Genomic DNA, 23,372 nt, shown 5'->3' on the forward strand with positions numbered 1-23,372 from the left:
AGCCCAGTCAAGCACGTGGTCGCGGCGACGATCCGGCCTCAGCGCATCGCCGCCACGACGTAGGTGCCGCCGTTGTCGCCGTCGAGTCGCCGCTGCCACACCAGGGTGGAGCCGCTGCCCGTCTCGTTGCCGGCCAGGCCGCTCATCGAGTCCTCGACCCGGAGGAAGCGCCCTGTCTCCAGGTCGTAGGTGTAGCTGCCGGTCTGGTCCTTCTTCCAGCTGGAGACGGTGAGGAACCGGCCGGTCATCCGGACCGGCCCGAGCTCGTCACCGGTGATCCGCGCGAGTGGGTGACCCGCCAGGTCGAAGACGTCGATCCGGTCGACGACGTCGGTCTCGGTCTTCTCGGAACCGGCGTCGGCGCAGTTGACCATCACCACGACCCGGTCGGCGGTCACGCCGAGGTCCTTCTGGTCGCAGCGACCCGTGTGCGGGTCGAACGAGGTGTCCTTGCCGGTCGTCAGGTCCCGCACGACGACCCGGTCGTTGGGCGCGTCGTACGCAGCCGTCCAGGCAACGTGGTCGCCGGAAGCAGCGACGTCGCCGCCCTTGGCCACCACCGTGGCGGTGGACCGGTCGAGGTCGACGGCCAGGATCTGCCGGGTGCTCCTGCCGGCGAACTTGCTCGCCGCGAGGAACACCTGTCCCGGGCGCCCTGAGGTCGAGGTCAGCGGCTGGGCCGGCACGTTCGTGTCGACGTCCTGGCCGGCGACGGCGTGGCTCCACTCCAGGCTGGACAGGTCCAGCACCGAGAGGCCCATCGAGGTGGGCGTGCCGAAGACCAGTGCGTGCGCAGTCGCGCCGAGGTAGTTCTCGGCCCACCGCGGTACGTCGACGGTCCGGGTCCCGGAGGCGCCGACGAGGGCGATCCGGCTGACGCCGTCGGAGCCGTGAGGATAGGACTGCACGACGGTCGTGCCGTCGGGCAGCACGCCGCGGACGAACTGGCCGCTCATGGCGCTGTCGCTGGAGTGCCCCGTGAAGGTCTGGAGGACCTCGTAGTCCGCTCCGCTCCGGGCGTCGACTGCGTCGCCGAGCGTCAGCGTCCGCTGGGCCGCCGGCTGCGGGGTCGCGTCCGGACCGCCTCCGGCGAGGGCAGCGACGCCGCCGAGCATCCCGACGACGGCGACCCCGGCGATGCGGGCCACGGCCCGGCGGCGACGAACCCGCGAGCGGCCGGCGCGCAGGAGTGCCTGCGGGTCCAGGTGTCCCGCCGGTGGCTGGTCGCTCGCCGCGCGCAGCAGGGTGTCGAGGTCGTTCATGAGAGTGCCCCTTCGGTGAGGTGATCCGAGAAGTGGACGTGACGACGGAGCGAGGCAAGGGCGCGGGACGTCTGGCTCTTCACGGTGCCCTCGCTGCAGCCGAGGACGTGCGCGGTCTCGCTGACGCTCAGGTCCTCGAAGTAGCGCAGCACCACGCAGGCACGCTGGCGCGGCGCGAGGTCACGCAACGCGCCGACGAGCGCCTCACGGGCCGCTATGTCGTGGTCGGGGCCACCGGTCGCGCGGTCCATCACCTCGTGGTCGGTGGGCAGCTCGGTGCTTGAGCGCCGACGCCCGAGGTCGATGGCGACGTTGACGACGCACCGGCGTGCGAAGGCGTTCGTCCCGCCCTTGTTCTCGATGCGGGGCCATGCGACGTACACCCGGATCAGCGCCTCCTGCACGATGTCGGAGGCGTGGTCCCAGTCGCCGCAGATCAGGTACGCCGTCCGGCGCAGCCGTTCCTGGGCCGCCGTGGCGTACTCGACGAACTCCTGCTCGTCCCTGCGACGCATCCGTTGGCTCCCTTCGTCAGCCCTCAGACGAGTCGAACGTCCCGGGAGGTTGCACCCGGTGCCGGAGAATCTACGTCGGCTCACGCGCAGGGGTGTGAGGAGTTGTTGACGCGGGCGTAACGATCGTGCAGCCGTCCAGCAACACCGCCGGAGCACGATCTGGGCATGTTCTACCGCGTGCGAACGAGGCTTCGTGACTCGCCGGGGGCGCTCGCGCGCCTGGCGCAGCACTGTGGCGACGCCGAGGTGAACATCTTGGCGCTGCAGATCTATCCGGAGCTGGGAGCGGTGACCGACGACCTCGTCGTCGAGACACCCGATGCCTGGACAGCTGCAGCCGTCGTGGAGCTCGTGAGTGGCGCGGGAGGAGACGAGGTGAGCGTCGTCCCCTGCGCCACTCACGACCTCGTGGACCAGCCAACGGCGTGGTTGCGCGCTGCAATGACGGTGATGGATGACCCGCAGAGCCTTCCCTCCGCGCTGACGGGTCTGCTCGGTCCGCGAGTCTCCTGGTCTGCCACTGAGCAGGTCCGCGCCGAGGTCCTCGCCGAGATGGCCGACCGGGGGCGGTCCATCGCTGCACCGCCCCCGGCAACGGCCACCACCTCGGTCGTGGAGTACGACGTGACGGAGGACCGTGTGACCGCCCGCATCGGCCAGCACGTGGTCGGTGCGGCAAGCCTGCACGCGATGGTCGACGGGTCCGCGGAGGCCGGCCTCGAGGTGGCGCCGGCCTGGCGTCGCCTGGGCATCGGCCGGCAACTGCTGCGCAAGCTGAGCGGCCTCGCGGCGGCCGGCGGCGCGTCGGAGATGGTGCTGCTGGCCCCGGCCAGCGAGGAGGGCGTCGTGCCGGTGCTGGCGGCGTCGGGGATGCGCGGCCGGATCCGGCTGACCGAGCACGGTCTCAGCGTGCACATCAGCCTCGCGGGGGTGCGTCCGGTGGGAGAGCTGGCCGGTCGTTAGACTGGAGCATGACCACCGGTCCCGACGACGCCCCACTCGCCGCCTCCGGGTCGGTCGAGGTCCCGCCGAAGTTCGCCGCACTCGGCCTGACCTACGACGACGTCCTGCTGCTGCCGGGTGAGTCCGACCTCAACCCGAACGAGATCGACACGACCACGCGGCTGACCCGCGAGCTCACGCTCAAGGTCCCCCTGATCAGTGCCGCGATGGACACCGTGACCGAGTCGCGGATGGCGATCGCGATGGCCCGCGAGGGCGGCATCGGCGTGCTGCACCGCAACCTCTCCATCCCCGACCAGGCCTACCAGGTCGACCTGGTCAAGCGCACCCAGACCGGGATGATCTCCAACCCGGTCACCATCGGCCCCGACGCGACCCTGGAGCAGCTCGACCAGCTCGCCGGCGAGTACCGGATCTCGGGGTTCCCGGTCGTCGACGTCGACAACCGCCTGCTCGGGATCATCACCAACCGTGACCTGCGGTTCACCCCGGTGGCGGAGTGGGCGACGACGAAGGTCGACGAGGTGATGACCCCGACCCCGCTGATCACCGCCCCCGTCGGGATCTCCCGCGAGGACGCGACCACCCTGCTGCGCCAGCACAAGCGCGAGCGGCTGCCGATCGTCGACGCCGACGGCAGGCTGGCCGGCCTGATCACCGTCAAGGACTTCGTGAAGTCCGAGCAGTTCCCGCACGCCTCGAAGGACTCCCACGGCCGGCTGATGGTCGGTGCCGCGATCGGCTACTTCGGCGACGCCTGGGAGCGCGCGACGACGCTGATCGAGGCGGGCGTCGACGTGCTGGTGGCCGACACCGCCCACGGGCACGTCCGGCTGCTGCTCGACATGGTGGCCCGGCTCAAGTCAGACCCGGCTACCCGCCACGTGCAGGTGATCGGCGGCAACGTCGCCACGCGCGCGGGCGCCCAGGCGTTCATCGACGTGGGCGCCGACGCGATCAAGGTCGGCGTCGGGCCGGGCTCGATCTGCACCACCCGCGTCGTCACCGGTGTCGGCGCACCCCAGGTGACCGCCGTCTACGAGGCGTCGCTGGCGGCTCGCCCGGCCGGCGTACCGGTGATCGCCGACGGTGGCCTGAAGCACTCCGGAGAGATCGCGAAGGCGATCGTGGCCGGCGCCGACTCGGTGATGGTCGGCTCCCTGCTGGCCGGCTGCGAGGAGAGCCCCGGCGACCTGGTGTTCGTCAACGGCAAGCAGTACAAGTCCTACCGCGGCATGGGCTCACTCGCCGCGATGTCGAGCCGCGGCAAGAAGTCCTACTCCAAGGACCGCTACTTCCAGGCCGAGGTGGCCAGCGACGACAAGATCGTCCCGGAGGGCATCGAGGGCCAGGTCGCCTACCGCGGTCCGCTGTCGGCCGTCGCCCACCAGCTCGTCGGCGGGCTCAACCAGTCGATGTTCTACGTCGGCGCCCGCACCATCTCCGAGCTGCAGGAGAAGGGCCAGTTCATCCGGATCACCTCGGCCTCGCTCAAGGAGAGCCACCCGCACGACGTGCAGATGACGGTCGAGGCCCCCAACTACACCGGCTTCTGAGCCGACCCGTGATTCGCCCCTTCGAGGAGCGCGACTGGCCTGCGGTCAGGCGGATCATCGACGAGGTCGCCGCCGAGGGCGAGACCTACGCGATGCCGGTCCCGGCCGGCGACGCGGCGGCCCGTGAGTTCTGGCTGCGCTCCGGCGACGACGGTGCGGTCGCGGTGGCGGAGGTCGAAGGTGTGGTCGTGGGCTCGGCGAACATGGGTCCGAACCGGCCCGCTCAAGGCGCTCACATCGGCACCGCGTCCTTCATGGTGGGCTCGACCGCCCGCGGCCACGGCGTCGGCCGCGGGCTCGGGGAGCACGTCGTCGGCTGGCACCGCGAGCGTGGCTTCCGCGGGATCCAGTTCAACGCCGTCGTGGAGACCAACGGGCCCGCGGTGCGTCTCTGGCGCTCACTCGGCTTCGAGGTCGTCGGCACCGTGCCCGGTGCCTTCCGGCGGCCGGACGGCTCGTACGTCGGCCTGCACGTGATGTACCTGCCGCTGACCTGAGCCGCCGGCGGGCGCTCCACTCGTGTCGGAGGCGCTGTCGACCGCGTGGCCCGAGCCGGCGTGTCCGTGATCTGCCACCGGCTGCGACAGATCCGGGCCGGGAGACGCAGGATGTGTCACCTGCCGTGACACATCCCGGCTCGAAGGCGCGGGATCTGTCAGGAGCCGCGACATGACCGGGGCCCGCCGCCGTCGAGGCGGATTCCCGTCGCAGCCTCTGCGATGGCAGAATCCGTGGGTGACCGAGATCGAGATCGGCCGCGCCAAGCGCGGCCGCCGGGCCTACTCCTTCGACGACATCGCCATCGTGCCGAGTCGGCGTACGCGTGACCCCGAGGAGGTCTCGACCGCGTGGCAGATCGATGCCTACCGGTTCGAGCTGCCGATCCTGGCAGCCCCGATGGACTCGGTGGTCTCGCCGGAGACCGCGATCGCGCTCGGCCGGTACGGCGGCCTGGGGGTGCTCAACCTCGAGGGCCTCTGGACCCGGTACGACGACCCGACCGACCTGCTCGCCGGCATCTCCGAGCTCGAGCCCGACGACGCCGTCCGCCGGATGCAGGAGGTCTACGCCGAGCCGATCAAGGCCGAGCTGATCACCGAGCGGGTGAAGCAGGTCCGCGACGCCGGCGTGACCGTCGCCGGGGCACTGTCGCCGCAGCGCACCAAGGAGTTCGCCAAGACCGTCGTGGACGCCGGGGTGGACATGTTCGTGATCCGCGGCACCACGGTGAGCGCCGAGCACGTCTCCGGGCAGGCCGAGCCGCTGAACCTCAAGGAGTTCATCTACGAGCTCGACGTGCCGGTGATCGTCGGCGGCTGTGCGACGTACCAGGCGGCCCTGCACCTGATGCGGACCGGTGCTGCCGGCGTGCTGGTCGGCTTCGGCGGCGGCGCAGCCCACACGACCCGCACCGTGCTCGGCGTGGCCGTGCCGATGGCCAGTGCGGTCGCCGACGTCGCGGCCGCACGCCGCGACTACATGGACGAGTCCGGCGGCCGCTACGTGCACGTGATCGCCGACGGCTCGATCGGCCGGAGCGGCGACATCGCCAAGGCGATCGCCTGCGGGGCGGACGCCGTGATGATCGGCAGCCCGCTCGCGCGGGCGACCGACGCACCGGGCCAGGGCTACCACTGGGGCGCCGAGGCCCACCACACCGAGCTGCCGCGTGGCGAGCGGGTGCAGATCGGCAGCGTCGGGACGCTCGAGGAGATCCTCTTCGGTCCCTCCCGCGTCGCCGACGGCACGATGAACCTCGTCGGGGCGCTGCGCCGCGCGATGGCGACCACCGGCTACACCGAGCTCAAGGAGTTCCAGCGGATCGAGGTCGTCGTCCAGTAACCGCCGTGTCACACACCGGTGGAAGACTGACGAGGTGAGCATCGCCGCCGACCTGGGCCCCTTCCAGCGCGCGAAGGCCCTTGCGGCGATGGCGCAGACCGCCGAGCCGGCCACTCCCGACCTGGACGTCCTCGTCGTCGGTGCGGGCGTCGTCGGTGCGGGTGTCGCCCTCGACGCGGTGTCCAGAGGGCTCTCGACCGCGCTGCTGGAGCAGCGCGACTACGCGAGCGGCACCAGCAGCCGGAGCAGCAAGCTCGTGCACGGCGGGTTGCGCTACCTGGAGATGTTCGACTTCGCGCTGGTCCGCGAGGCACTCGAGGAGCGTGGCCTTCTGCTCACCAGGATCGCCCCGCACCTGGTGCGGCCGGTGCCGTTCCTCTACCCGCTGCACCACACCTGGGAGCGCCCCTACGTCGGCGCCGGGGTCGCCCTGTACGACGCGATGGCGATGGCGGGGAAATACGACATGGGCGTGCCCCGGCACAAGCACCTCTTCCGCCGTCAGATCGCCCGGATGGCGCCGGACCTGCGCACCGACCAGCTCAGCGGCGCGATCCGGTACTACGACTGCCAGGTCGACGACGCACGGCTTGTCGTGACGATCGCCCGCACCGCCGCGGCGTACGGCGCCCACATCGCGTCCCGGACGCGGGTCACCGGCTTCCTCCGTGACGGCGACCGCGTCGTCGGGGTGCGCGCGCGGGACCTCGAGAACGACGTTGATCTCGAGATCCGCGCGCGTGTCGTGATCAACGCAGCGGGCGTCTGGACCGACGAGATCCAGGAGATGGTGGGCGGCCGGGGTGCCCTCCACGTCGAGGCGAGCAAGGGCATCCACCTGGTCGTGCCGCGCGACCGGATCCGCTCGGAGACCGGCTTCATCACCAAGACCGAGAAGTCGGTGCTGTTCGTGATCCCGTGGGGTCGGCACTGGATCATCGGCACGACCGACACCCCGTGGCAGCTCGACCTCGCCCACCCCGCGGCGTCTCGCGCCGACATCGACTACGTGCTCGGCCACGTCAACAAGCTGCTCAGGACACCGCTCGACCACGACGACGTCGAGGGTGTGTACGCCGGGCTCCGACCGCTGCTCAAGGGCGAGGTCGAGGCCACCTCGAAGATCTCCCGTGAGCACACCGTCGTGGCGCCGATGCCCGGGCTGGTGCTGATCGCGGGCGGGAAGCTCACCACCTACCGGGTGATGGCCCGCGACGCCGTGGACATGGCGGCACGCACCCTGCGGCGCTACTCCGGCGAGGTCGGCCCGAGCATCACCGACCGGGTGCCGCTGCTCGGCGCGCAGGGCTTCGAGACGCGCACCAACCAGCGGGTCGCGCTCGCCCGCGCCGCGGGCCTCGACGTCGGCTGGATCGACCACCTCCTGCGTCGCTACGGCGGCCTCGTCGACGAGGTCCTGCCGTTGCTGCAGGACCGGCCCGAGCTCGCCGAGCCGCTGATCCACGCCGACGACTACCTCTGCGGCGAGGTCGTCTACGCGGTCACCCACGAAGGGGCCCGTCACCTCGACGACGTGCTGACCCGGCGTACCCGGATCTCGATCGAGACCTTCGACCGCGGCGTGCTCTGCGCTCCGCAGGTCGCCGAGCTGATGGGCTCGGTCCTCGACTGGGACCAGGGGCGCATCGACGAGGAGGTCGATCACTACCTCCGAAGAGTCGAGGCCGAGCGCCAGAGCCAGCAGAAGCCGACCGACCAGGAGGCCGACGAGGCCCGGGTCATGGCCCCCGAAGGTCCCTGGGCGGTCTGAGCTCGTCCCAGGTGCTCGACCTGCTCGCGGAGGTCGATACGGTGCCGATGCGAAGGGTCGAGGCCGAGCGCCAGAGCCAGCAGAAGCCGACCGACCAGGAGGCCGGCGAGGCCCGGGTCATGGCCCCCGAAGGTCCCTGGGCGGTCTGATTTCGGCCGGTTCGGGATAGCCCGAAGGGACCATCTTCAGGCTCGTCAATCCACTGTTCCGCTTCCGTTCACTCCGTGCGCCCTGATTGGTCGCCGGACTTCCTGAGATTGTCCGCGACCGGCAAACCAACCGATCGGGGCAAGACACGTGACCACCCTCGCCAGCGAGGAGCGGCCTGCAGAGCAGGCGGTTCCCCGGGTGCTGGCGTCGACGCACACCGGGGTGGATCGGGTCTTCGCCTACGCCGCGCGATCGACCGGAGCGACCGTCCTGCTCATCACCGGTGGGATCGGGCTGTTCCTCGCCCTCCAGTCGGTGCCGACGTTGAAGCACTACGGCTGGAGCTTCTTCACCGAGACGCAGTGGCAACCGGAGTCCGACGTCCTGGGCATCGGAGCAGTGCTCGTCGGCACCTTCTCGGTCGCCCTCGTCGCGATCGTCGTGGCCTTCCCGCTGTCAATCGCCACCGCGCTCTACATCAGCGAGTACGCACCGGCCCGGCTCAAGCCGACCCTGGTCTCACTGGTCGACCTGATGGCCGCCGTGCCGAGCATCGTCTACGGGCTGTGGGGCTTCTTCCTGATGCAGCCGCACGCGAGCGAGGTGGCGCTGTTCCTGCAGCGGCACTTCGGATGGATCCCGATCTTCGACGTGGACGCCGACCCGAACGCCGCCGTCTGGGACCGGTCGCGCTACACGGCCTCGGCGTTCTGCGCCGGGATCGCGGTCGCGATGATGGTCCTCCCGATGGCCTGCGCCGTGATGCGCCAGGTCTTCTCCCAGACGCCGCTGGGGGAGAAGGAAGCGGCGCTCGCGCTGGGATCCACCCGTTGGGGCATGATCCGCACGGTCGTGCTGCCCTTCGGCCGGGGCGGAATCATCGGCGGCACCATGCTCGGGCTGGGCCGGGCGCTGGGCGAGACCATCGCGGTGCTGCTGATCATCTCGCCGGCCTTCGAGGTCAAGCCGCGGATCCTCGAGATCGGGACCAGCACGGTGTCCGCGCTGATCGCCGGGCGGTTCGGGGAGGCCACCGACTCCCAGCTGTCCGCCCTGCTCACGGCCGGCTTCGTGCTCTTCCTGATCACGCTCGTGATCAACACGATGGCCGCCATCGTGGTCAACCGCAGTCGCTCGGGCGTCGGGACGGACGCCTGATGACCAGCATGTCGCTCGGTACGACGCGGCTGCCGTCCCGCTCCGACGACGCCCCGCCGGCAACGCCGCGCCGCAACCTCCACCAGGCCAACCCCGAGGAGCGGTTCGTCCGCGCCGGGTCGTGGGTCGGCGGCTTCGCCCTGTCATGGGTGGTCACCCAGCGACTGCTCCCGCTACCGGGTCCGACCTGGTTCCTCCTCGTCGGCTTCGCGGCCGGGCTCGCGCTCACGGCGGTCACCGCGGCGATGACGGGCTCTGTGGTCGAGATGCGCGACCGGCTGGCGACGGCGCTGGTCAACGCGGGTGCCCTCGTGGTCGGCATCGCGCTCGTGACCACGCTGGTGTTCGTCTTCCAGCGGGGCTGGCGACCGTTGCTGCACCCCAACTTCTTCCTCGACGACATGGCCGCCGTGGGTCCCCGCGACCCGTTCACCCGAGGCGGCATCCTGCACGCCATCGTCGGCTCCCTCATCCAGGTCGGCATCGCGATCTGCGTCACCGTGCCGCTCGGCATCGGGACCGCGGTCTTCATGACCGAGATCGGCGGGCGCTTCGCCACGATCGTCCGGACGGTCGTCGAGGCGATGACGGCCCTGCCGTCGATCGTCGCCGGCCTGTTCATCTACACGGTGCTCATCATCGGCCTCGGCTTCCCGCGCTCGGGCTTCTGCGCGGCGATGGCGATCGCGGTGATGATGCTCCCGATCATCGCGCGGGCCGCGGACGTGGTGCTCAGGGTCGTGCCGAGCGGCCTTCGCGAGGCGAGCCTGGCGCTCGGGGCGTCGCGGTGGAAGACCGTGTGGCACGTCGTACTCCCCACGGCACGACCGGGTCTCGCCACCGCGCTGATCCTCGGGGTCGCCCGGGGAGTCGGCGAGACGTCACCGGTGCTGCTCACCTCGGGCGCCGCGTCGTTCGTGGTGACCAACCCGAACGGCGGCGTCATGAACTCGTTGCCGCTCTACATCTACACGACCGTCCGCAGCGGGGAGCCGCTGGCGATCGCTCGCGCCTTCGCCGCAGCGTCGGTCCTGCTCTTTCTCGTCCTGTCCCTGTTCGTCGTCGCGCGGCTGCTCGCGCGTCCGCGAACCACCAGGTCCGGCCGCACCAAGCGGCTGGTCGCCCGTCTCCGGGAGTCACAGTGAACCGCCTGAGAACCGTCCTGCTCGTCGCCGTCGTGCTCTGGCTGGCAACCGGCCTGACGACGCCCGCGCTCGCCGCGAACTACGCCCAGATCGAGGGCTCGGGCTCCACCTGGTCGCAGGTGATCCTCAGCCAGTGGATCTCCGACGTCGACGCCTCCGGCATGAAGGTCACCTACAACGGCGGCGGCTCCTCGCAGGGGCGCAAGGACTTCGCGAACAGCGTCACCGACTTCGCGATCAGCGAGATCCCCTACCAGGGCACCGACGAGTACGGCCAGGCCGACACGAGCAACGGACGCGGCTACGCGTACCTGCCGATGGTCGCCGGTGGGACCGCGTTCACCTACCAGATCAAGGTCGCCGGCAAGCTCGTGAAGAACCTGCGCCTCTCCGGGGACACGATCGCGAGGATCTTCACCAACAAGATCGACAACTGGAACGACCCCGCGATCACCAAGGACAACAACGGTCACGCCCTGCCGTCTCTGCCGATCACGCCGGTGATCCGCTCCGACGGCTCCGGTACGACGGCGCAGTTCACGCGCTACCTCGACACGATGTACCCCTCGTTGTGGCGGCCGTTCTTCGGTCACAACGGCCTCACGTCGTACTTCCCGAAGCAGGGGCGCGCGATCGCCGCCGCCGGCTCGGACCAGGTGATGAACACCATCTCCGGGGCGGCCGGCAACGGCACCATCGGCTACGTCGAGTACTCCTACCCGCTCAACGCGCACTACCCGGTCGTCAAGGTGCTCAACGCGGGCGGCTACTACGTCGAGCCGACGCAGTACAACGTGGCGGTGGCGCTGACCAAGGCGCAGATCAACCAGGACAAGTCGTCGAAGGACTACCTCACCCAGATCCTCGACGGGGTCTACCAGGCGACCGACGTCCGTGCCTACCCGCTGTCGTCGTACTCCTACATGATCATCCCGACCGACCCGAACGACCGCCGGATGACCACGGCCAAGCGGCAGACGCTGGCTGACTTCACCTACTACTCGCTGTGCGAGGGCCAGACCAAGGCGGGCCCGTACGGCTACTCGCCGCTCCCGCTGAACCTCGTCCAGGCCGGGTTCGAGCAGATCGGCAAGCTCAAGGACGCCGACCCCGCGGTCGACCTGACCAACCGCTCGGTGACCAGCTGCCACAACCCCACGTTCGTCGCAGGGAACCTCTCCAAGAACCACCTCGCCGAGATCGCCCCCAAGCCGGCCGCCTGCGACAAGGTCGGTGCGGGCCCGTGCGGCACCGACACCGGGACGGGCACGCCGTCCACGGACAAGAACGCCACGGCGCCGGCGGCGACCACCGCCACAGCTGGTGCTCCCGCTGCCGGCGCGCCGCCTCCCGCGGTCGACCCGGAGACCGGGGCAGCGGTCACGACCGGCGACACCGCGCTCGCGGCCGGCGAGCCCGTCACCGCCACGCCGACCGAGCTCTCCGCGGGCCGTTCCGGTGACCGGGTCACGTTCGCGGCGCTGGCGGTCCTCGAGCTGTGCGCTCTCGTCCTGCTGCCCGGTCTCTACGTCGCCTGGCGCCGGCGTACCGGCAAGGCGGCGTCGTGAGGCGGGCGCTGCTCCTTCTCGCCGGCGTCCTCGTGCTGGGCGTACTTCCGCTCGTGCCGGCCGGGGCGATCTCGCCCGCACTGTCCGACGCCGGCTTCTCCCGCACCAAGAAGCTCGAGCGCGAGTTCGTCGACGCGGGCGTGAGCACGGTCGTCGACAGTCGCGACGTGACCGTCTCGGTCGACCACACCACCCAGGTGCAGAGCCGCGAGCGGATCCACGTGTCCTGGAGCGGTGCGCACCCCAGCGGTGCCCGGGCGAGCAACCCGTACGGCGAGAACGGGCTCAACCAGGAGTACCCCGTCGTCATCATGCAGTGCCGCGGCCTCGACGACCCGAGCCTCCCGGAGGACCAGCAGCTCGAGCCGCAGACCTGCTGGACCTCGACCAAGCTGCAGCGCTCGCAGGTCCAGGACCCGACGGCGGCGATCTGGGCGCGCGACCTCCACGCCAGCGACGCGGACCGCCAGGTGAAGAGCGGCCTCGACCCGTACCCCGGAGCAGCCTGCGACGACAGCTCGAGCACCTTCTACGCCCACGTCACACCGTTCGTGGCCGCCGACGGCAAGGTCTACAAGGGCTGCACCTCCGCCACGATGCCGCCCGAGGCCGCGGTCGGCTCCTCGTTCCCGCCGGCCGAGCAGGAGGCGTTCACCGGCACGGACGGGACCGGGAACGTCTCGTTCGAGGTCCGTACCGCGGTCGAGAACGAGTCGCTCGGCTGCTCCTACAAGGTGGCCTGCTCGCTCGTCGTGATCCCGATCATGGGCCTGAGCTGTGTGGACAAGGACCCGGCGTTCCTGTCCGCGGACAACGCCTGCCGCGGCACGGGCCAGTTCCCCGAGGGCAGCAGCAACTTCGCCAACGCCGGGGTCGACCCGTCGGTGTCACCGGTGTACTGGTGGAGCGCGTCGAACTGGCGCAACCGGTTCTCCGTCCCGTTGAGCTTCGCCCTTCCCCCGAGTGCCTGCGACCTGCTCGACGACCGCGCGCCGACGCCGTTCTACGGCTCGGAGCTGCTCTCCCAGGCCGCCCTGCAGTGGGCGCCGGCCTTCTGCCTGCGCAAGGACCGGTTCAAGTGGCAGCAGAACTCGATGTCCGACGAAGCCGCGTTCTCCCAGATGCAGCAGGGCGTCGCCCTGGCCGCGGAGGTCTCCGGCAAGAGGGAGGGACAGGCGGACACTCCGGTCGGCTACGCCCCGACAGCGGTCACCGGCTTCGCCGTGAGCTACGCCGTGGACAAGCCCGAGAACGCCGGCGAGTTCACCGGTCTGAGGCTCAACGCCCGGCTGCTGGCCAAGCTCCTCACCGAGTCCTATCCCGCGTCGTCGCGCGGAGCGGGCCACCCGGGGCTCGAGCACAACCCGCTCGCGCTCAACCTCGATCCGGAGTTCCGTGCCCTCAACCCGGGCATGAGTGACATCGCCCAGGAGGCGGCAGCCAGCGTGATGACGCTGTCGACGTCCTCGGACGTCATCAGCGCCCTGACCGGGTACATCGCGCGGGACCCCGACGCGAAGGCGTTCCTCGACGGCCAGGCGGACCCGTGGGGGATGACGGTCAACCCGTCGTACAAGGGCATCACGGTGCCGACCTCGCAGTGGCCGCTGCTGGACACCTACGTGCCGGCCTCGAACGACGAGTGCCTCAAGGCGAACCCGGCGCCGTACCTGCCGCAGGTCGCGGCTCCCGTGAGCAGCCTGCGCCAGATCGCCGCAGCAGTGCTCGACGCATGGCCACTGCTCTCGACGAAGTGCGACCGGCCGACCCCCTCCGACCCCTGGAAGCTGGGTCGCGTCGACCGCCAGGGCGTCGGGACGCGCTTCCTGCTGGGCATCACGACCCTCGGTGACGCCGAGCGCTTCGGGCTGCACACCGCCTCGCTGGCGGTCGCAGGCGGGGCGTACGTCGCGCCCGACGACGCCTCGATGGCTGCCGCGATCGCTCTCGCGAAGCCCGGCAAGAAGTACCAGCCGTTCACGATCCCGGACGCGGCGCTGGGCAAGAGCAGCACGGCCTATCCCGGCACGATGATCGTCTACACGGCCGCCAGGCTCACCGGCGTACCCAAGCGCGACGCCGCGAAGGTCGCCCAGTTCGTCGACGTCTCCACGACCGAGGGTCAGGTGCGCGGCCGCGGCAACGGCCAGCTGCCCGAGGGCTACCTGCCGATCCTCGACAGCGGGCCGACGAAGGCGCTGTACTCATCCGCGCGCACGATCGCGACCGCCATCCGCGCGCAGAAGGCGCCGGCTGTGAAGCCGGCGGCAGGCAACGGAGCAGGCAGCGCCGCCCAGACCAGCGCGCCCGCCGGCACCGCTCCGCCGGCTGCCGCACCGGGCGGCGGTCGCGGCACCGACCGCCGTCACCTCGGAAGCCGCTCCGGTGCTGGCCGCGAAGACCACCGCGGTCACTTCACCGCTCGCCGGCTTCCTGCTGCCCGCCATCCTCATGGTCGGCATCGCCGGGGCGATCATCAGCGCCTTCAGCAGACTGGCCCTGCGCCAACGGGGTGTGCGATGACGACCCTGACCAGCCCGGCCCGCGCGCGGAGCCGGATCCGGCCGCGGCCGGCGCCGGTCGCGATCCGCCCGGGGGAGGCGGACGAGGCCGTCTCCCTGGTCTCGTCGGCCTTCACGATGGTCGCCATCGTGAGCCTGTGGTTCGTCTTCCAGGTGCTGGTGCTGAGCGGCTTCAGCCAGGCACGCGACCAGCACCTGCTCTACGGCGAGCTCCGCCAGCAGCTGGCCGCCGGCACCGCGCCCACGGGACCGGGTGCCGCGCCCGGCGATCCGGTCGCCGTGGTCACGGTGCCCCATCTCGGGATCTCACAGGTGGTCGTCGAGGGCACCGCATCAGGTGACCTCCGCGCGGGACCGGGTCACCGTCGGGACACCGTCCTGCCCGGCCAGCGCGGCATCTCGCTGGTCTACGGCAGGGCCAGCACCTACGGGGCACCGTTCCGCCACCTGTCCACGCTGCAGCACGGCGACCAGGTCGTCGTCCAGGGCCAGCAGGGCCGCACGGTGTTCAAGGTCGACGCCGTACGCCGTGCCGGCGACCCGCTTCCCGCGCCCCCGACCGGCCAAGAGGCCCGGCTCACGCTCGTGAGCGCGGAGGGCTCCGGCCGGCTGGCGGGTCTGCGGGCAGAGGACGTCGTCTACGTCGACGCGACTGCCGAGACCGGCGAGCCGGCACCCGCGAGAGCCCCGACGGCGATTCCGTCGTCCGAGCGCGCGATGTCCGCCGACTCCTCGGCGCTCCCGATGCTCGCCCTCGCCCTGGCTCTCCTGGCCGGTCTGGCGGTCGCGATCACCTCCGCGCGCCAGCGCTTCTCCGTCGGGCTGGTCTGGGTGATCGCCTCCCCGGTCGCGATCGCCCTGTCCTGGTTCACGACCGATGTGGTGGTGCGGCTGCTGCCCAACCTGATCTGACCCGCTGATCTGACCTGGCTCACCCACGAGTTCCGTTCAAGGAAAACCCGAGAGAAGGATCAAGAAAGATGAAGGTACGCACCTTTACCGCCGGTATCGGAGTGGCCGCCCTGGCGATCTCCGGTCTGGCCCTCGGCACGGCGACCACCGCCTCCGCCGACCCATTGACAACGCCATCGGCGACCGACATCGTCGGCGTCGGCTCCGACACCATCGAGTTCGTCGTCCAGAACCTCGCCGATGCCTGGAACACCTCCCACACGCCCAAGGTCGCGAGCTTCAACGCCACCCCGGTCGCCGGGTTCCCGAACGTCATCCTCCGCACGGCGCCCTGGAACGGCACCGCCGACCCGACGACGATCCCGCGGCCCAACGGGTCCGGGGCCGGCAAGGCGACCCTGTTCGGCGCCGGCAACAACAACAACGTGAACTTCGCCCGGTCCTCGTCCTCGCTGAGCACCACGGAGGCCGCGGCGCTCACGCAGTTCCCCTTCGCGGTCGACGGCCTCAAGATGGCGGTCTCGGGCTCCGGTACACCGTCCCACGCGCCGGCGAGCGTGAAGATCGCCGACGTCGTCAACATCTACAAGGGCGTCTACACCACCTGGAACCAGATTCCGGGCAACTCCGCGGGCAGCACGGCAGCGATCCATCCCCTGATCCCCCAGTCCGGCTCGGGCACCCGGAGCTTCTTCCTGTCCGAGCTCAAGGCCGGCAACGGTGGTGTCGACGTGACCCTGGCGCCCAGCGTGGCCGTGACCCAGGAGCACAGCCCGACCGACATCCAGAACGACCCGGACGCGATCGCCCCGTTCTCGACCGCACGTGCGAGCTCGATCGCCTCGTCGGTGATCAGCCTCGAGGGCGGCTACCGGGCCCGTCGTGCCGTGTATGACGTCGTCCGCAACGCCGACGCCGGCTCCGACTGGGCCACCGCGCTGTTCGGCACCGCCGGGTTCTGGTGCTCCGACGCCGGGCGGACGCAGATCATCGCCGCCGGCTTCGAGCCCCTGCAGACGACCGGCGACGCCACCCACCCGGGCGGGCAGTGCGGCCTGAACCTGACCGCGCCGCCGTCGAACCTGAACGTCTTCGGCGCCACCGTCTCGACGACGTCGCTGAACGCGACGTCCGGGGCGCTGCACACCGTCGACCTCGATGCGACCGTCAGCAGCGGCGCCGGCACCGTGCAGTTCTTCGACGGTGCCAACCAGGTCGGCGGCGACGTCGCCCCCAGCGGGGGCCACGCGACCGCTCATCTGACCGGGATCACCGGCGGCTCGCACACGTTCGTGGCGAAGTTCCTCGCGACCAGCACGTCGGCGAACACCGACTCGCAGGGCTCCAAGACGGTGTCCGTGGTCTCGAGCTCCACCACCACCGCGACCGTCGCGCCGGGCACCTTCGGGCACGGCGGCACGGCGACCGTCTCGGTCTCCGCCGAGGGGACTGCAGCGACTGGCAACGTGACGATCAACGTCGGCGCCTACCAGGCCACCTCGGCCCTGTCCGGCGGCACGGCGACGTTCTCGATCCCGGGCACCTTCGCCGTCGGGTCGCAGTCGTTCAGTGCGTCGTACGCCGGCAACCCGACCACGCTGCCGAGCAATGACACCAAGGTCTACACCGTCGGCAAGTCGGCGGTCTCGGTGTCGGAGACCTTCAAGGCCAAGATCAAGCACGGGAAGCGGGCCGTCGGCAACGTCGTCGTCGCTCTCGCGCCCGGCTCGTCGGTGAAGGCCGGCGGCACGATCGTGGTCAAGAAGGGCACCAAGATCGTCGGCCGGGGCACGCTCGTCAACGGTGTGGTCACGATCAAGCTGGCGAAGCTGCCGGTCGGCAAGAACAAGCTGGTCGCGACGTACAGCGGCTCGGGCGACAGCCTGGGCGGCACGCTGAAGTTCGTGATCGTCCAGAAGTAGCGGCACAACCCTCCGTGAGGTGGGTCGGGCCGTGACCGGCCCGGCCCACCTCGCACCACAGAAACGCGAGGCCATCGTGAGCATCGAAGACCACCCGACGACGCTGCTGCCGCAGCTCGACGTCCGCGACCCGTTCGTCCCCGACGGCCCCGCGCCCGACCTGGCCGACCTCGAGGCGCGGCAGGTCTCCGCCTGGTTCGGCGACCGCCTGGTGCTCGACCGCGTCTCGCTGAGCATGCGCGCCGGGAGCATCACCGCACTGATCGGACCGTCCGGTTGCGGCAAGTCGACCTTCCTTCGCGTCCTCAACCGGATGCACGAGCTCGTCCCCTCTGCCCAGATGGGCGGCGAGGTGCTCCTCGACGGCACCGACATCTACAGCCCCGACCGCAAGCTGATCGATGCTCGCCGGCAGATCGGCATGGTGTTCCAGAAGCCCAACCCGTTCCCGGCGATGTCGATCCGGGAGAACGTCCTCGCCGGTCTCAAGCTCACCGGCACCAAGGCCTCGCGGTCCGAGAGGGACGCCATCGTCGAGTCCTGCCTGGTTCGCGCCGGTCTCTGGAACGAGGTGCGCGACCGGCTCGATGCTCCCGGCGGCAGCCTCTCGGGTGGCCAGCAGCAACGGCTCTGCATCGCGCGCTCGCTGGCGATCAAGCCACGGGTCCTGCTCATGGACGAGCCGTGCTCGGCCCTGGACCCGACCTCGACGCGGGTGATCGAGGAGACCATGCTCGACCTGGCGCGCGAGGTGACGATCGTGATCGTCACCCACAACATGCAGCAGGCCGCGCGCGTCTCCGACCAGTGTGCGTTCTTCCTCGCGTCGCAGGGCACCCCAGGCGTCATCGTCGAGCACGGCGACACCCGCGCGCTGTTCGAGAGCCCGCAGGACCAGCGGACGAACGACTACGCCAACGGCCGGTTCGGCTGAGGCACCGCAGAGACCGCCGCGACGACGCTCGGCAGCAGGGCCTTCGCGGTCCGGCGATAGCCCGCTCCGGACGGGTGGAACCGGTCGACCGCGAACATCTCGTCCGGCTGGGTGAGGAAGAACGGACCGACCACCTCCGCCAGCGGGACGGCCCGCGCGCCCAGCGCGACGACCGCGGCCCGCTGCGCCTCCGCGAGCCGCCGCGAGCTGAGGCCTCCGAGGGCGCGCAACGGCTGCGGCACCTGCGCCAGGGCCGACAGGTCGGGGCAGGTGCCGACGACGACCTCGCAGCCACGGTCCTGCAGAGCCGCGACCGCGTCCGCGAGGTGTTGGACCGAGTCCGCGAGGCGCACCCGATGGGTGACGTCGTTGCCGCCGACGACGATCACGGCGACATCGGGACGGTAGCCCGCCGGCAGGCCGGCCAGCTGCGCCCTCAGCACGGACGTCTCCGCCCCGACGATCGCGGCGGTGTGCAGCCGCACGGCCCGGTGGGTCCGCTTGGCGAGCCGCCTCGCCAGCTGTGCACCGAGCGTCTGCCGGGGCGTCTCGGCGCCCAGGCCGGCTGCGATCGAGTCGCCGAGGACCAGCAGCTCGATCCGGTCGCCGTGCTTGCGCTTGTAGGTGCGGTCGGCGCGATGTGCCTCCTCGCCCAGTGCCTTGCCGATGGCGCGGCGAGCGAGCCGCGCCTGGATCCGGAGGAGCTCGCGGGCAGCGATCGAGCCGCCTGCGACGGCCACGAGGGCCGCGATCGCGGCGGTCCCGGCGGGCGTGGACAGGCGCCGCGTCGCGGGAGCCGACCGGTTCAGGAGCACGTCAGGAGGAGCCTGCGGCATCCGCGGTGAGGACGGGCACCTGCAGCTGCCGCGGCATCCGTCCGATGCCCTGGACGGTCCAGCCGGCGGCCGTCCACCGGTCGACGTCCAGCCGATTGCGCCCGTCGAGGACCACACGACGCCGGACCAGGGACGCCGCCCAGCGGGGGTCCATCGCGACGAACTGCGGCCACTCGGTGAGCAGCAGCACCAGGTCGGCATCTCGCAGCACCGACTCCAGGCTGGCGACATAGGTCAGCTCCGGCGCCACGGCCCGGGCGTTGAGCGCTGCCTGCGGGTCGAAGACCCGTACGTCGGCGCCCTGCCGGTGCATCCTGCACGCGACGTCGAGCGCCGGGGAGTCCCGGACATCGTCGGACAGGGGCTTGAAGGCAGCGCCGAGCACCGCGACCCTCCGGCCGTCGAGGTCGCCGCCCCCGAGCTGTCGGGCCAGGTCGGCGACCCGGCTGCGTGCCCGCAGGTTGATGTCGTCGACCTCCCGGAGCAGGCCGGTCACCGAGTGCGCTCCGAGGGCCGCGGCCCGCGCCGAGAGCGCGCGCACGTCCTTGGGAAGACATCCGCCGCCGAAGCCGATCCCCGCCTCGAGGAAGCGCCGTCCGATCCGCGGGTCGTCACCGAGGATGTCGGCGAGCGCGACCACGTCCGCGCCTGCGCGCTCGCTGATCTCTGCGATGCCGTTGATGAACGAGATCTTGGTGGCGAGGAAGGCGTTCGCCGCTGCCTTGGCGAGCTCTGCGGTGGCGAGGTCGGTGACGTGCACCGGAGTGCCCTCGGCGATCGCCTGCGCGTAGATGCTGCGGAGCGCGAGCTCGGCGTCGGGTCCCGTCACGCCGAACACGAGCCGGTCGGGGTGCAGGGTGTCCTGGACGCCGTGTCCTTCGCGCAGGAACTCGGGGTTCCAGGCGACCTGCGCCGTGACGCCGTGCGGCGCGTGGCGCGCCAGCTCGACGGCGAGGCGGTCCGCCGTACCGACCGGGACGGTGGACTTCCCGATCACCAGTGCGTCACGGGTGAGGTGCCGAGCCAAGTCCGCGGCCACCGACCAGAGCGCGCTGAGGTCCGCGCTGTGGCCGGAGGTCGCCTGCGGCGTCCCGACGCACAGGAAGTGCACGTCGCAGCCGGCTGCCTCCCGGATCTCGGTGGTGAACCGGAGGCGCCCGGTCCTGACGTGCCTGTGCAGCAGCGCGTCGAGCCCCGGCTCGGAGAAGGGGGCGGCACCCTCGTTGAGGCGGCCGACCTTGTGGGCGTCGTTGTCGACGCCGATCACCTGGAACCCGAGCTCGGCCAGGCACGCGGCGTGCGTCGCACCGAGGTAGCCGGTGCCGATCACGCTGATCGTGAGGTTCATGTGCCCAGCCCAGCCTTCACACCTGACCCAGTCGCACCTTCGCGGGGGATGTCGGATGACAGGCAGGTGTACAGCGAGGTGATGGCCCCCGGGTCGTCCGCCACTCGACCGCCGCCGGCGTTGCGACATTCGCCGGCCGATCACCGTTCGTTCACGCAGCGGGGCCACCGTGGAGGCATGCGAGTAGCCATCGTGACCGAGTCGTTCCTCCCACTGGTGAACGGCGTCGTGAACTCCGTGCGCCACGTGACCGACCACCTCGTCGAGCACGGGCACGAGGTGCTGATCATCGCTCCCGGCCACGGCCTGGGTGACTACCGCGGCGTGCCGGTCGTGCGGGTCCGATCGGTTGCGCTGCCGATGTACAAGTCGTTCCCGATGGGGTTGCCGGACCGGCAGGTGAAGGCGGAGCTCGAGAGGTTCCAGCCGGACGTCGTCCACCTCGCCTCGCCGATCGCGCTGGGCTGGCTGGGCCTGCGTGCGGCCCGCCGGCTCGGTGTGCCCACGGTCGCGGTCTACCAGACCGACATCCCCAGCTTCCTGCGCCAGTACAACGTGCCGGGCGAGGCAGCCTGCGCGAAGTGGGTGGGGCGCATCCATCGGCGGTCGACCCGCACCCTGGTGCCCTCGCGATCGGCGTACGCCCAGCTCGAGGCCCTCGCGGTCCCGAACCTGCACGTCTGGGGGCGCGGCGTCGATCTCGACCTGTTCGGTCCCCGGCACCGGAGTCCCCAGCTCCACGACTCGTGGGCCCGCGTCGGCAGGAAGAACGGCGACCAGGTCGTCGTCGGGTACGTCGGCCGGCTCGCTGCCGAGAAGCAGGTACGCCGGCTAAGGGAGCTGGCAGCCGTGCCCGGCATCCGGCTGGTCGTGATCGGCGACGGACCCGAGCTGAAGTGGCTGAGGAAGAAGCTGCCGGCGGCGAAGTTCACCGGCATGCTGACCGGCGTGGAGCTGGCGACCGCCTTCGCCTCCCTCGACGTGTTCGTGCACACGGGCGAGAACGAGACGTTCTGCCAGACCATCCAGGAGGCCCAGGCGAGCGGCGTCGCCGTGGTCGCACCGGCGAAGGGTGGGCCTCTGGACCTGGTCGAGCCCGGGCACACCGGCCTGCTCTACGACGCCGACGACGCGAGCTCGCTGCGCGACGCCGTGCAGCGGCTGGTTCTCGACGACGCCCTGCGCGCGAGCCTCGCGGCGAACGGGCTCTCGCGGGTCGCGACCCGGACATGGTCGCACGTCGTCGACGAGCTGGTCCGCGAGCACTACGCCGCCGCGATCGGCACGGCACCCTCCGTCGCCGCCTGACCGAGGTACACGCACAGAAATCGAGGTGCATGACGGCCCTCGGGAAGGCAGGGTTCCTGCGTGACCTCCTACATCTCGCACACGACCGTCGACTGCGCGAACGCCTACGAGCTCTCCGAGTGGTGGAAGCAGCTGCTCGGGTACGTCGACCTGCCCGACGACCCGAACGCCCCCGACCACGAGGAGTGCCTGATCCAGCGCCCGGACGGCGGCCACCAGCTGCTGTTCATCGAGGTGCCGGACGTCAAGCAGGTCAAGAACCGGCTGCACTTCGACCTGCGGCCCGCGGAGCGCACGCGCGACGCCGAGGTGGAGTGGGCCCTGAGCATCGGTGCGACCCAGGTCGACGACCTGCGCGGCAAGTGGGGACCGGGCAGCGGCTGGGTCGTGCTCGCCGACCCGGAGGGCAACGAGTTCTGCATCCTCCGCAGCATGGGCGAGATCGGCGCGACGTCGACCGAGGGCTGAAGCCCCGGCGCGTCCGCCCTTCAGTCGCCGCACCCTCCGTTCACCTGCGACCGGCACCATTGCGGGCATGAGCACCGGGACCGTCGCGCGCGCCGTCGCCGTCGTCGCCGCAGCCGGTTCGGTGCTCCTCGTGCTCACGGTGCTCGCGCTCGCGATCCGCCGAGTCGGTGGGCCGGACGCGTCAGCACTCGCCGAGGGCGCGCCCCTGGCGACGGCGCCCTCCGCAGCCACCCAACCGGCCCGGCGCTCGACGGCCCAGGACGCGTCCCGATCCGCGAGCCGGCCCGGCCTCGACCAGGCGTGGCTCGCCCGGACCGCGACGGCCGCCGGCATCCCGGTGCCCGCGCTGCGCGCCTACGCGGATGCCGAGCTGGTGCTGCGTGCCCAGCAGCCGGGCTGCGACCTGAGCTGGAACACGCTGGCCGGCATCGGCTGGATCGAGTCCCAGCACGGCACGATCGGCGGGCGGACGCTGCTCGCCGACGGCCGCCCCTCCACGCCGATCCTCGGGCCGGCACTGAACGGCACCGGCGGGGTCGCTGCGATCCACTCGACACCGGCGTCCGCCGCGTGGCACGGCGACGGCGTCTGGGAGCACGCGGTGGGGCCGCTGCAGTTCCTTCCGTCCACCTGGGACACCTGGTCGGCCGACGGTGACGGCGACGGCCTCGCCGATCCCGGCGACATCGACGACGCGGCCCTCACCGCCGCCCGGTACCTCTGTGCGGACGGGCATGACCTGGCCACGGACGCGGGCTGGAACGCCGCGGTGCACTCCTACAACCACGACGCCGGGTACGTCGCGGGCGTCGCCGCCGCCGCGAACACGTACGTCGCGCGCACGCGCTGAGTCGCCGGCGTTGGTTTGCCGGGCCGGCCGGCTGGGCAGGCTTGCGCCGTGTCCACGCCGAGTGCCGCCGTCCTGAGGGCGTACGCCGAAGAGCTGCGCGAGCTCGCCCGGGACCAGGCCGAGCGCGCCACGAGCTGCGCCACCCTGCTCAACGCGGTGACACAGCTGGACAACCACGACACCTGGCAGGGCAGCTACCCGTCCGAGACCCACCAGACCGTCCAGGCCTGGGTCACCGGCCTGGCCGAGACTGCCAAGACCTGCGACGAGCAGGCGGCGAGCTGGCGCCACCTGGCGGCCGAGCTGGCCCAGCGGGCCGACTCGCTGCCGAAGCCGAAGTAG

The 23,372-nt window shown here is 71.1% G+C and carries 20 protein-coding genes; 16 read left to right on the forward strand and 4 right to left on the reverse strand.

The features are described from left to right. Positions 1–38 precede the first annotated feature (38 nt). Complete coding sequence (locus tag ACVW00_RS02870) at positions 39–1,262, reverse strand: hypothetical protein (protein ID WP_457109394.1); 1,224 nt, start codon at positions 1,260–1,262, stop codon at positions 39–41. Next, positions 1,259–1,777, reverse strand: coding sequence for a SigE family RNA polymerase sigma factor (locus ACVW00_RS02875; RefSeq protein ID WP_457109395.1), 519 nt, complete (start codon positions 1,775–1,777; stop codon positions 1,259–1,261). Before ACVW00_RS02875 ends, ACVW00_RS02870 begins: the two co-directional genes overlap by 4 nt. Positions 1,778–1,942: 165 nt before the next feature. Between ACVW00_RS02875 and ACVW00_RS02880 the strand changes: the two genes are divergently transcribed. From ACVW00_RS02880 to ACVW00_RS02935, 12 genes are all read left to right on the forward strand, one after another. Continuing rightward, complete coding sequence (locus tag ACVW00_RS02880) at positions 1,943–2,740, forward strand: GNAT family N-acetyltransferase (RefSeq protein ID WP_457109396.1); 798 nt, start codon at positions 1,943–1,945, stop codon at positions 2,738–2,740. Between the two features lie 8 nt (positions 2,741–2,748). Further along, positions 2,749–4,296, forward strand: a complete 1,548-nt coding sequence (guaB, locus tag ACVW00_RS02885) for an IMP dehydrogenase (RefSeq protein WP_457109397.1) — start codon at positions 2,749–2,751, stop codon at positions 4,294–4,296. 8 nt (positions 4,297–4,304) lie between these two features. Further along, a complete protein-coding gene (locus ACVW00_RS02890; protein ID WP_457109398.1) occupies positions 4,305–4,793 on the forward strand; it encodes an N-acetyltransferase family protein in 489 nt (162 codons plus the stop codon). A gap of 238 nt (positions 4,794–5,031) precedes the next feature. Further along, complete coding sequence (locus ACVW00_RS02895) at positions 5,032–6,138, forward strand: GuaB3 family IMP dehydrogenase-related protein (protein ID WP_457109399.1); 1,107 nt, start codon at positions 5,032–5,034, stop codon at positions 6,136–6,138. An 88-nt stretch (positions 6,139–6,226) separates the two neighbouring features. Next, on the forward strand, positions 6,227–7,909 hold the full coding sequence (locus tag ACVW00_RS02900; RefSeq protein ID WP_457113066.1) for a glycerol-3-phosphate dehydrogenase/oxidase: 1,683 nt from the start codon (positions 6,227–6,229) through the stop codon (positions 7,907–7,909). Between the two features lie 11 nt (positions 7,910–7,920). Further along, entirely contained in the window at positions 7,921–8,058 is a 138-nt protein-coding gene (locus tag ACVW00_RS02905; RefSeq protein WP_457109400.1) for a hypothetical protein, read from the forward strand. 148 nt (positions 8,059–8,206) lie between these two features. Further along, positions 8,207–9,217, forward strand: coding sequence for a phosphate ABC transporter permease subunit PstC (gene pstC / locus ACVW00_RS02910; protein ID WP_457109401.1), 1,011 nt, complete (start codon positions 8,207–8,209; stop codon positions 9,215–9,217). Further along, positions 9,217–10,362 (forward strand): phosphate ABC transporter permease PstA, encoded by a 1,146-nt coding sequence (gene pstA, locus ACVW00_RS02915; protein ID WP_457109402.1) that lies wholly within the window; start codon positions 9,217–9,219, stop codon positions 10,360–10,362. The genes pstC and pstA overlap by 1 nt, the downstream gene beginning before the upstream one ends. Further along, a complete protein-coding gene (locus tag ACVW00_RS02920; RefSeq protein ID WP_457109403.1) occupies positions 10,359–11,930 on the forward strand; it encodes a phosphate ABC transporter substrate-binding protein PstS in 1,572 nt (523 codons plus the stop codon). Before pstA ends, ACVW00_RS02920 begins: the two co-directional genes overlap by 4 nt. Continuing rightward, positions 11,927–15,364 carry a class E sortase gene (locus ACVW00_RS02925; RefSeq protein ID WP_457109404.1) on the forward strand — a complete coding sequence of 1,146 codons (3,438 nt, stop codon included), beginning with the start codon at positions 11,927–11,929 and terminating at the stop codon, positions 15,362–15,364. The genes ACVW00_RS02920 and ACVW00_RS02925 overlap by 4 nt, the downstream gene beginning before the upstream one ends. Before the next feature lie 68 nt (positions 15,365–15,432). Further along, a complete protein-coding gene (locus ACVW00_RS02930) occupies positions 15,433–17,286 on the forward strand; it encodes a hypothetical protein (protein ID WP_457109405.1) in 1,854 nt (617 codons plus the stop codon). 160 nt (positions 17,287–17,446) lie between these two features. Beyond that, positions 17,447–18,220 carry a phosphate ABC transporter ATP-binding protein gene (locus ACVW00_RS02935; protein ID WP_457113067.1) on the forward strand — a complete coding sequence of 258 codons (774 nt, stop codon included), beginning with the start codon at positions 17,447–17,449 and terminating at the stop codon, positions 18,218–18,220. On the opposite strand, the gene ACVW00_RS02940 is transcribed toward ACVW00_RS02935, so the two are convergent. Both ACVW00_RS02940 and ACVW00_RS02945 read right to left on the reverse strand, forming a co-directional pair. Further along, complete coding sequence (locus ACVW00_RS02940) at positions 18,196–19,035, reverse strand: SGNH/GDSL hydrolase family protein (protein ID WP_457109406.1); 840 nt, start codon at positions 19,033–19,035, stop codon at positions 18,196–18,198. The genes ACVW00_RS02935 and ACVW00_RS02940 overlap by 25 nt on opposite strands. Position 19,036: 1 nt before the next feature. Further along, positions 19,037–20,404, reverse strand: a complete 1,368-nt coding sequence (locus tag ACVW00_RS02945) for a UDP-glucose dehydrogenase family protein (RefSeq protein WP_457109407.1) — start codon at positions 20,402–20,404, stop codon at positions 19,037–19,039. Between the two features lie 177 nt (positions 20,405–20,581). Between ACVW00_RS02945 and ACVW00_RS02950 the strand changes: the two genes are divergently transcribed. From ACVW00_RS02950 to ACVW00_RS02965, 4 genes are all read left to right on the forward strand, one after another. Continuing rightward, positions 20,582–21,712 carry a glycosyltransferase family 4 protein gene (locus tag ACVW00_RS02950; protein ID WP_457109408.1) on the forward strand — a complete coding sequence of 377 codons (1,131 nt, stop codon included), beginning with the start codon at positions 20,582–20,584 and terminating at the stop codon, positions 21,710–21,712. A gap of 60 nt (positions 21,713–21,772) precedes the next feature. Continuing rightward, positions 21,773–22,180 (forward strand): VOC family protein, encoded by a 408-nt coding sequence (locus tag ACVW00_RS02955; protein WP_457109409.1) that lies wholly within the window; start codon positions 21,773–21,775, stop codon positions 22,178–22,180. 67 nt (positions 22,181–22,247) lie between these two features. Then, a complete protein-coding gene (locus ACVW00_RS02960) occupies positions 22,248–23,030 on the forward strand; it encodes a lytic murein transglycosylase (protein ID WP_457109410.1) in 783 nt (260 codons plus the stop codon). A gap of 48 nt (positions 23,031–23,078) precedes the next feature. Beyond that, entirely contained in the window at positions 23,079–23,372 is a 294-nt protein-coding gene (locus tag ACVW00_RS02965; protein ID WP_457109411.1) for a hypothetical protein, read from the forward strand.

The organism is Marmoricola sp. URHA0025 HA25, assembly GCF_054059435.1.

Bases quoted from the DNA above. Each gene is read 5' to 3' on its own strand.
- ACVW00_RS02880 (WP_457109396.1), top strand. From the start codon at position 1,943: ATGTTCTACCGCGTGCGAACGAGGCTTCGTGACTCGCCGGGGGCGCTC.
- ACVW00_RS02930 (WP_457109405.1), top strand. From the start codon at position 15,433: ATGAAGGTACGCACCTTTACCGCCGGTATCGGAGTGGCCGCCCTGGCG.
- pstA (WP_457109402.1), top strand. From the start codon at position 9,217: ATGACCAGCATGTCGCTCGGTACGACGCGGCTGCCGTCCCGCTCCGAC.
- ACVW00_RS02900 (WP_457113066.1), top strand. From the start codon at position 6,227: ATGGCGCAGACCGCCGAGCCGGCCACTCCCGACCTGGACGTCCTCGTC.
- ACVW00_RS02945 (WP_457109407.1), bottom strand. From the start codon at position 20,404: ATGAACCTCACGATCAGCGTGATCGGCACCGGCTACCTCGGTGCGACG.
- ACVW00_RS02950 (WP_457109408.1), top strand. From the start codon at position 20,582: ATGCGAGTAGCCATCGTGACCGAGTCGTTCCTCCCACTGGTGAACGGC.
- ACVW00_RS02960 (WP_457109410.1), top strand. From the start codon at position 22,248: ATGAGCACCGGGACCGTCGCGCGCGCCGTCGCCGTCGTCGCCGCAGCC.
- ACVW00_RS02870 (WP_457109394.1), bottom strand. From the start codon at position 1,262: ATGAACGACCTCGACACCCTGCTGCGCGCGGCGAGCGACCAGCCACCG.
- guaB (WP_457109397.1), top strand. From the start codon at position 2,749: ATGACCACCGGTCCCGACGACGCCCCACTCGCCGCCTCCGGGTCGGTC.
- ACVW00_RS02875 (WP_457109395.1), bottom strand. From the start codon at position 1,777: ATGCGTCGCAGGGACGAGCAGGAGTTCGTCGAGTACGCCACGGCGGCC.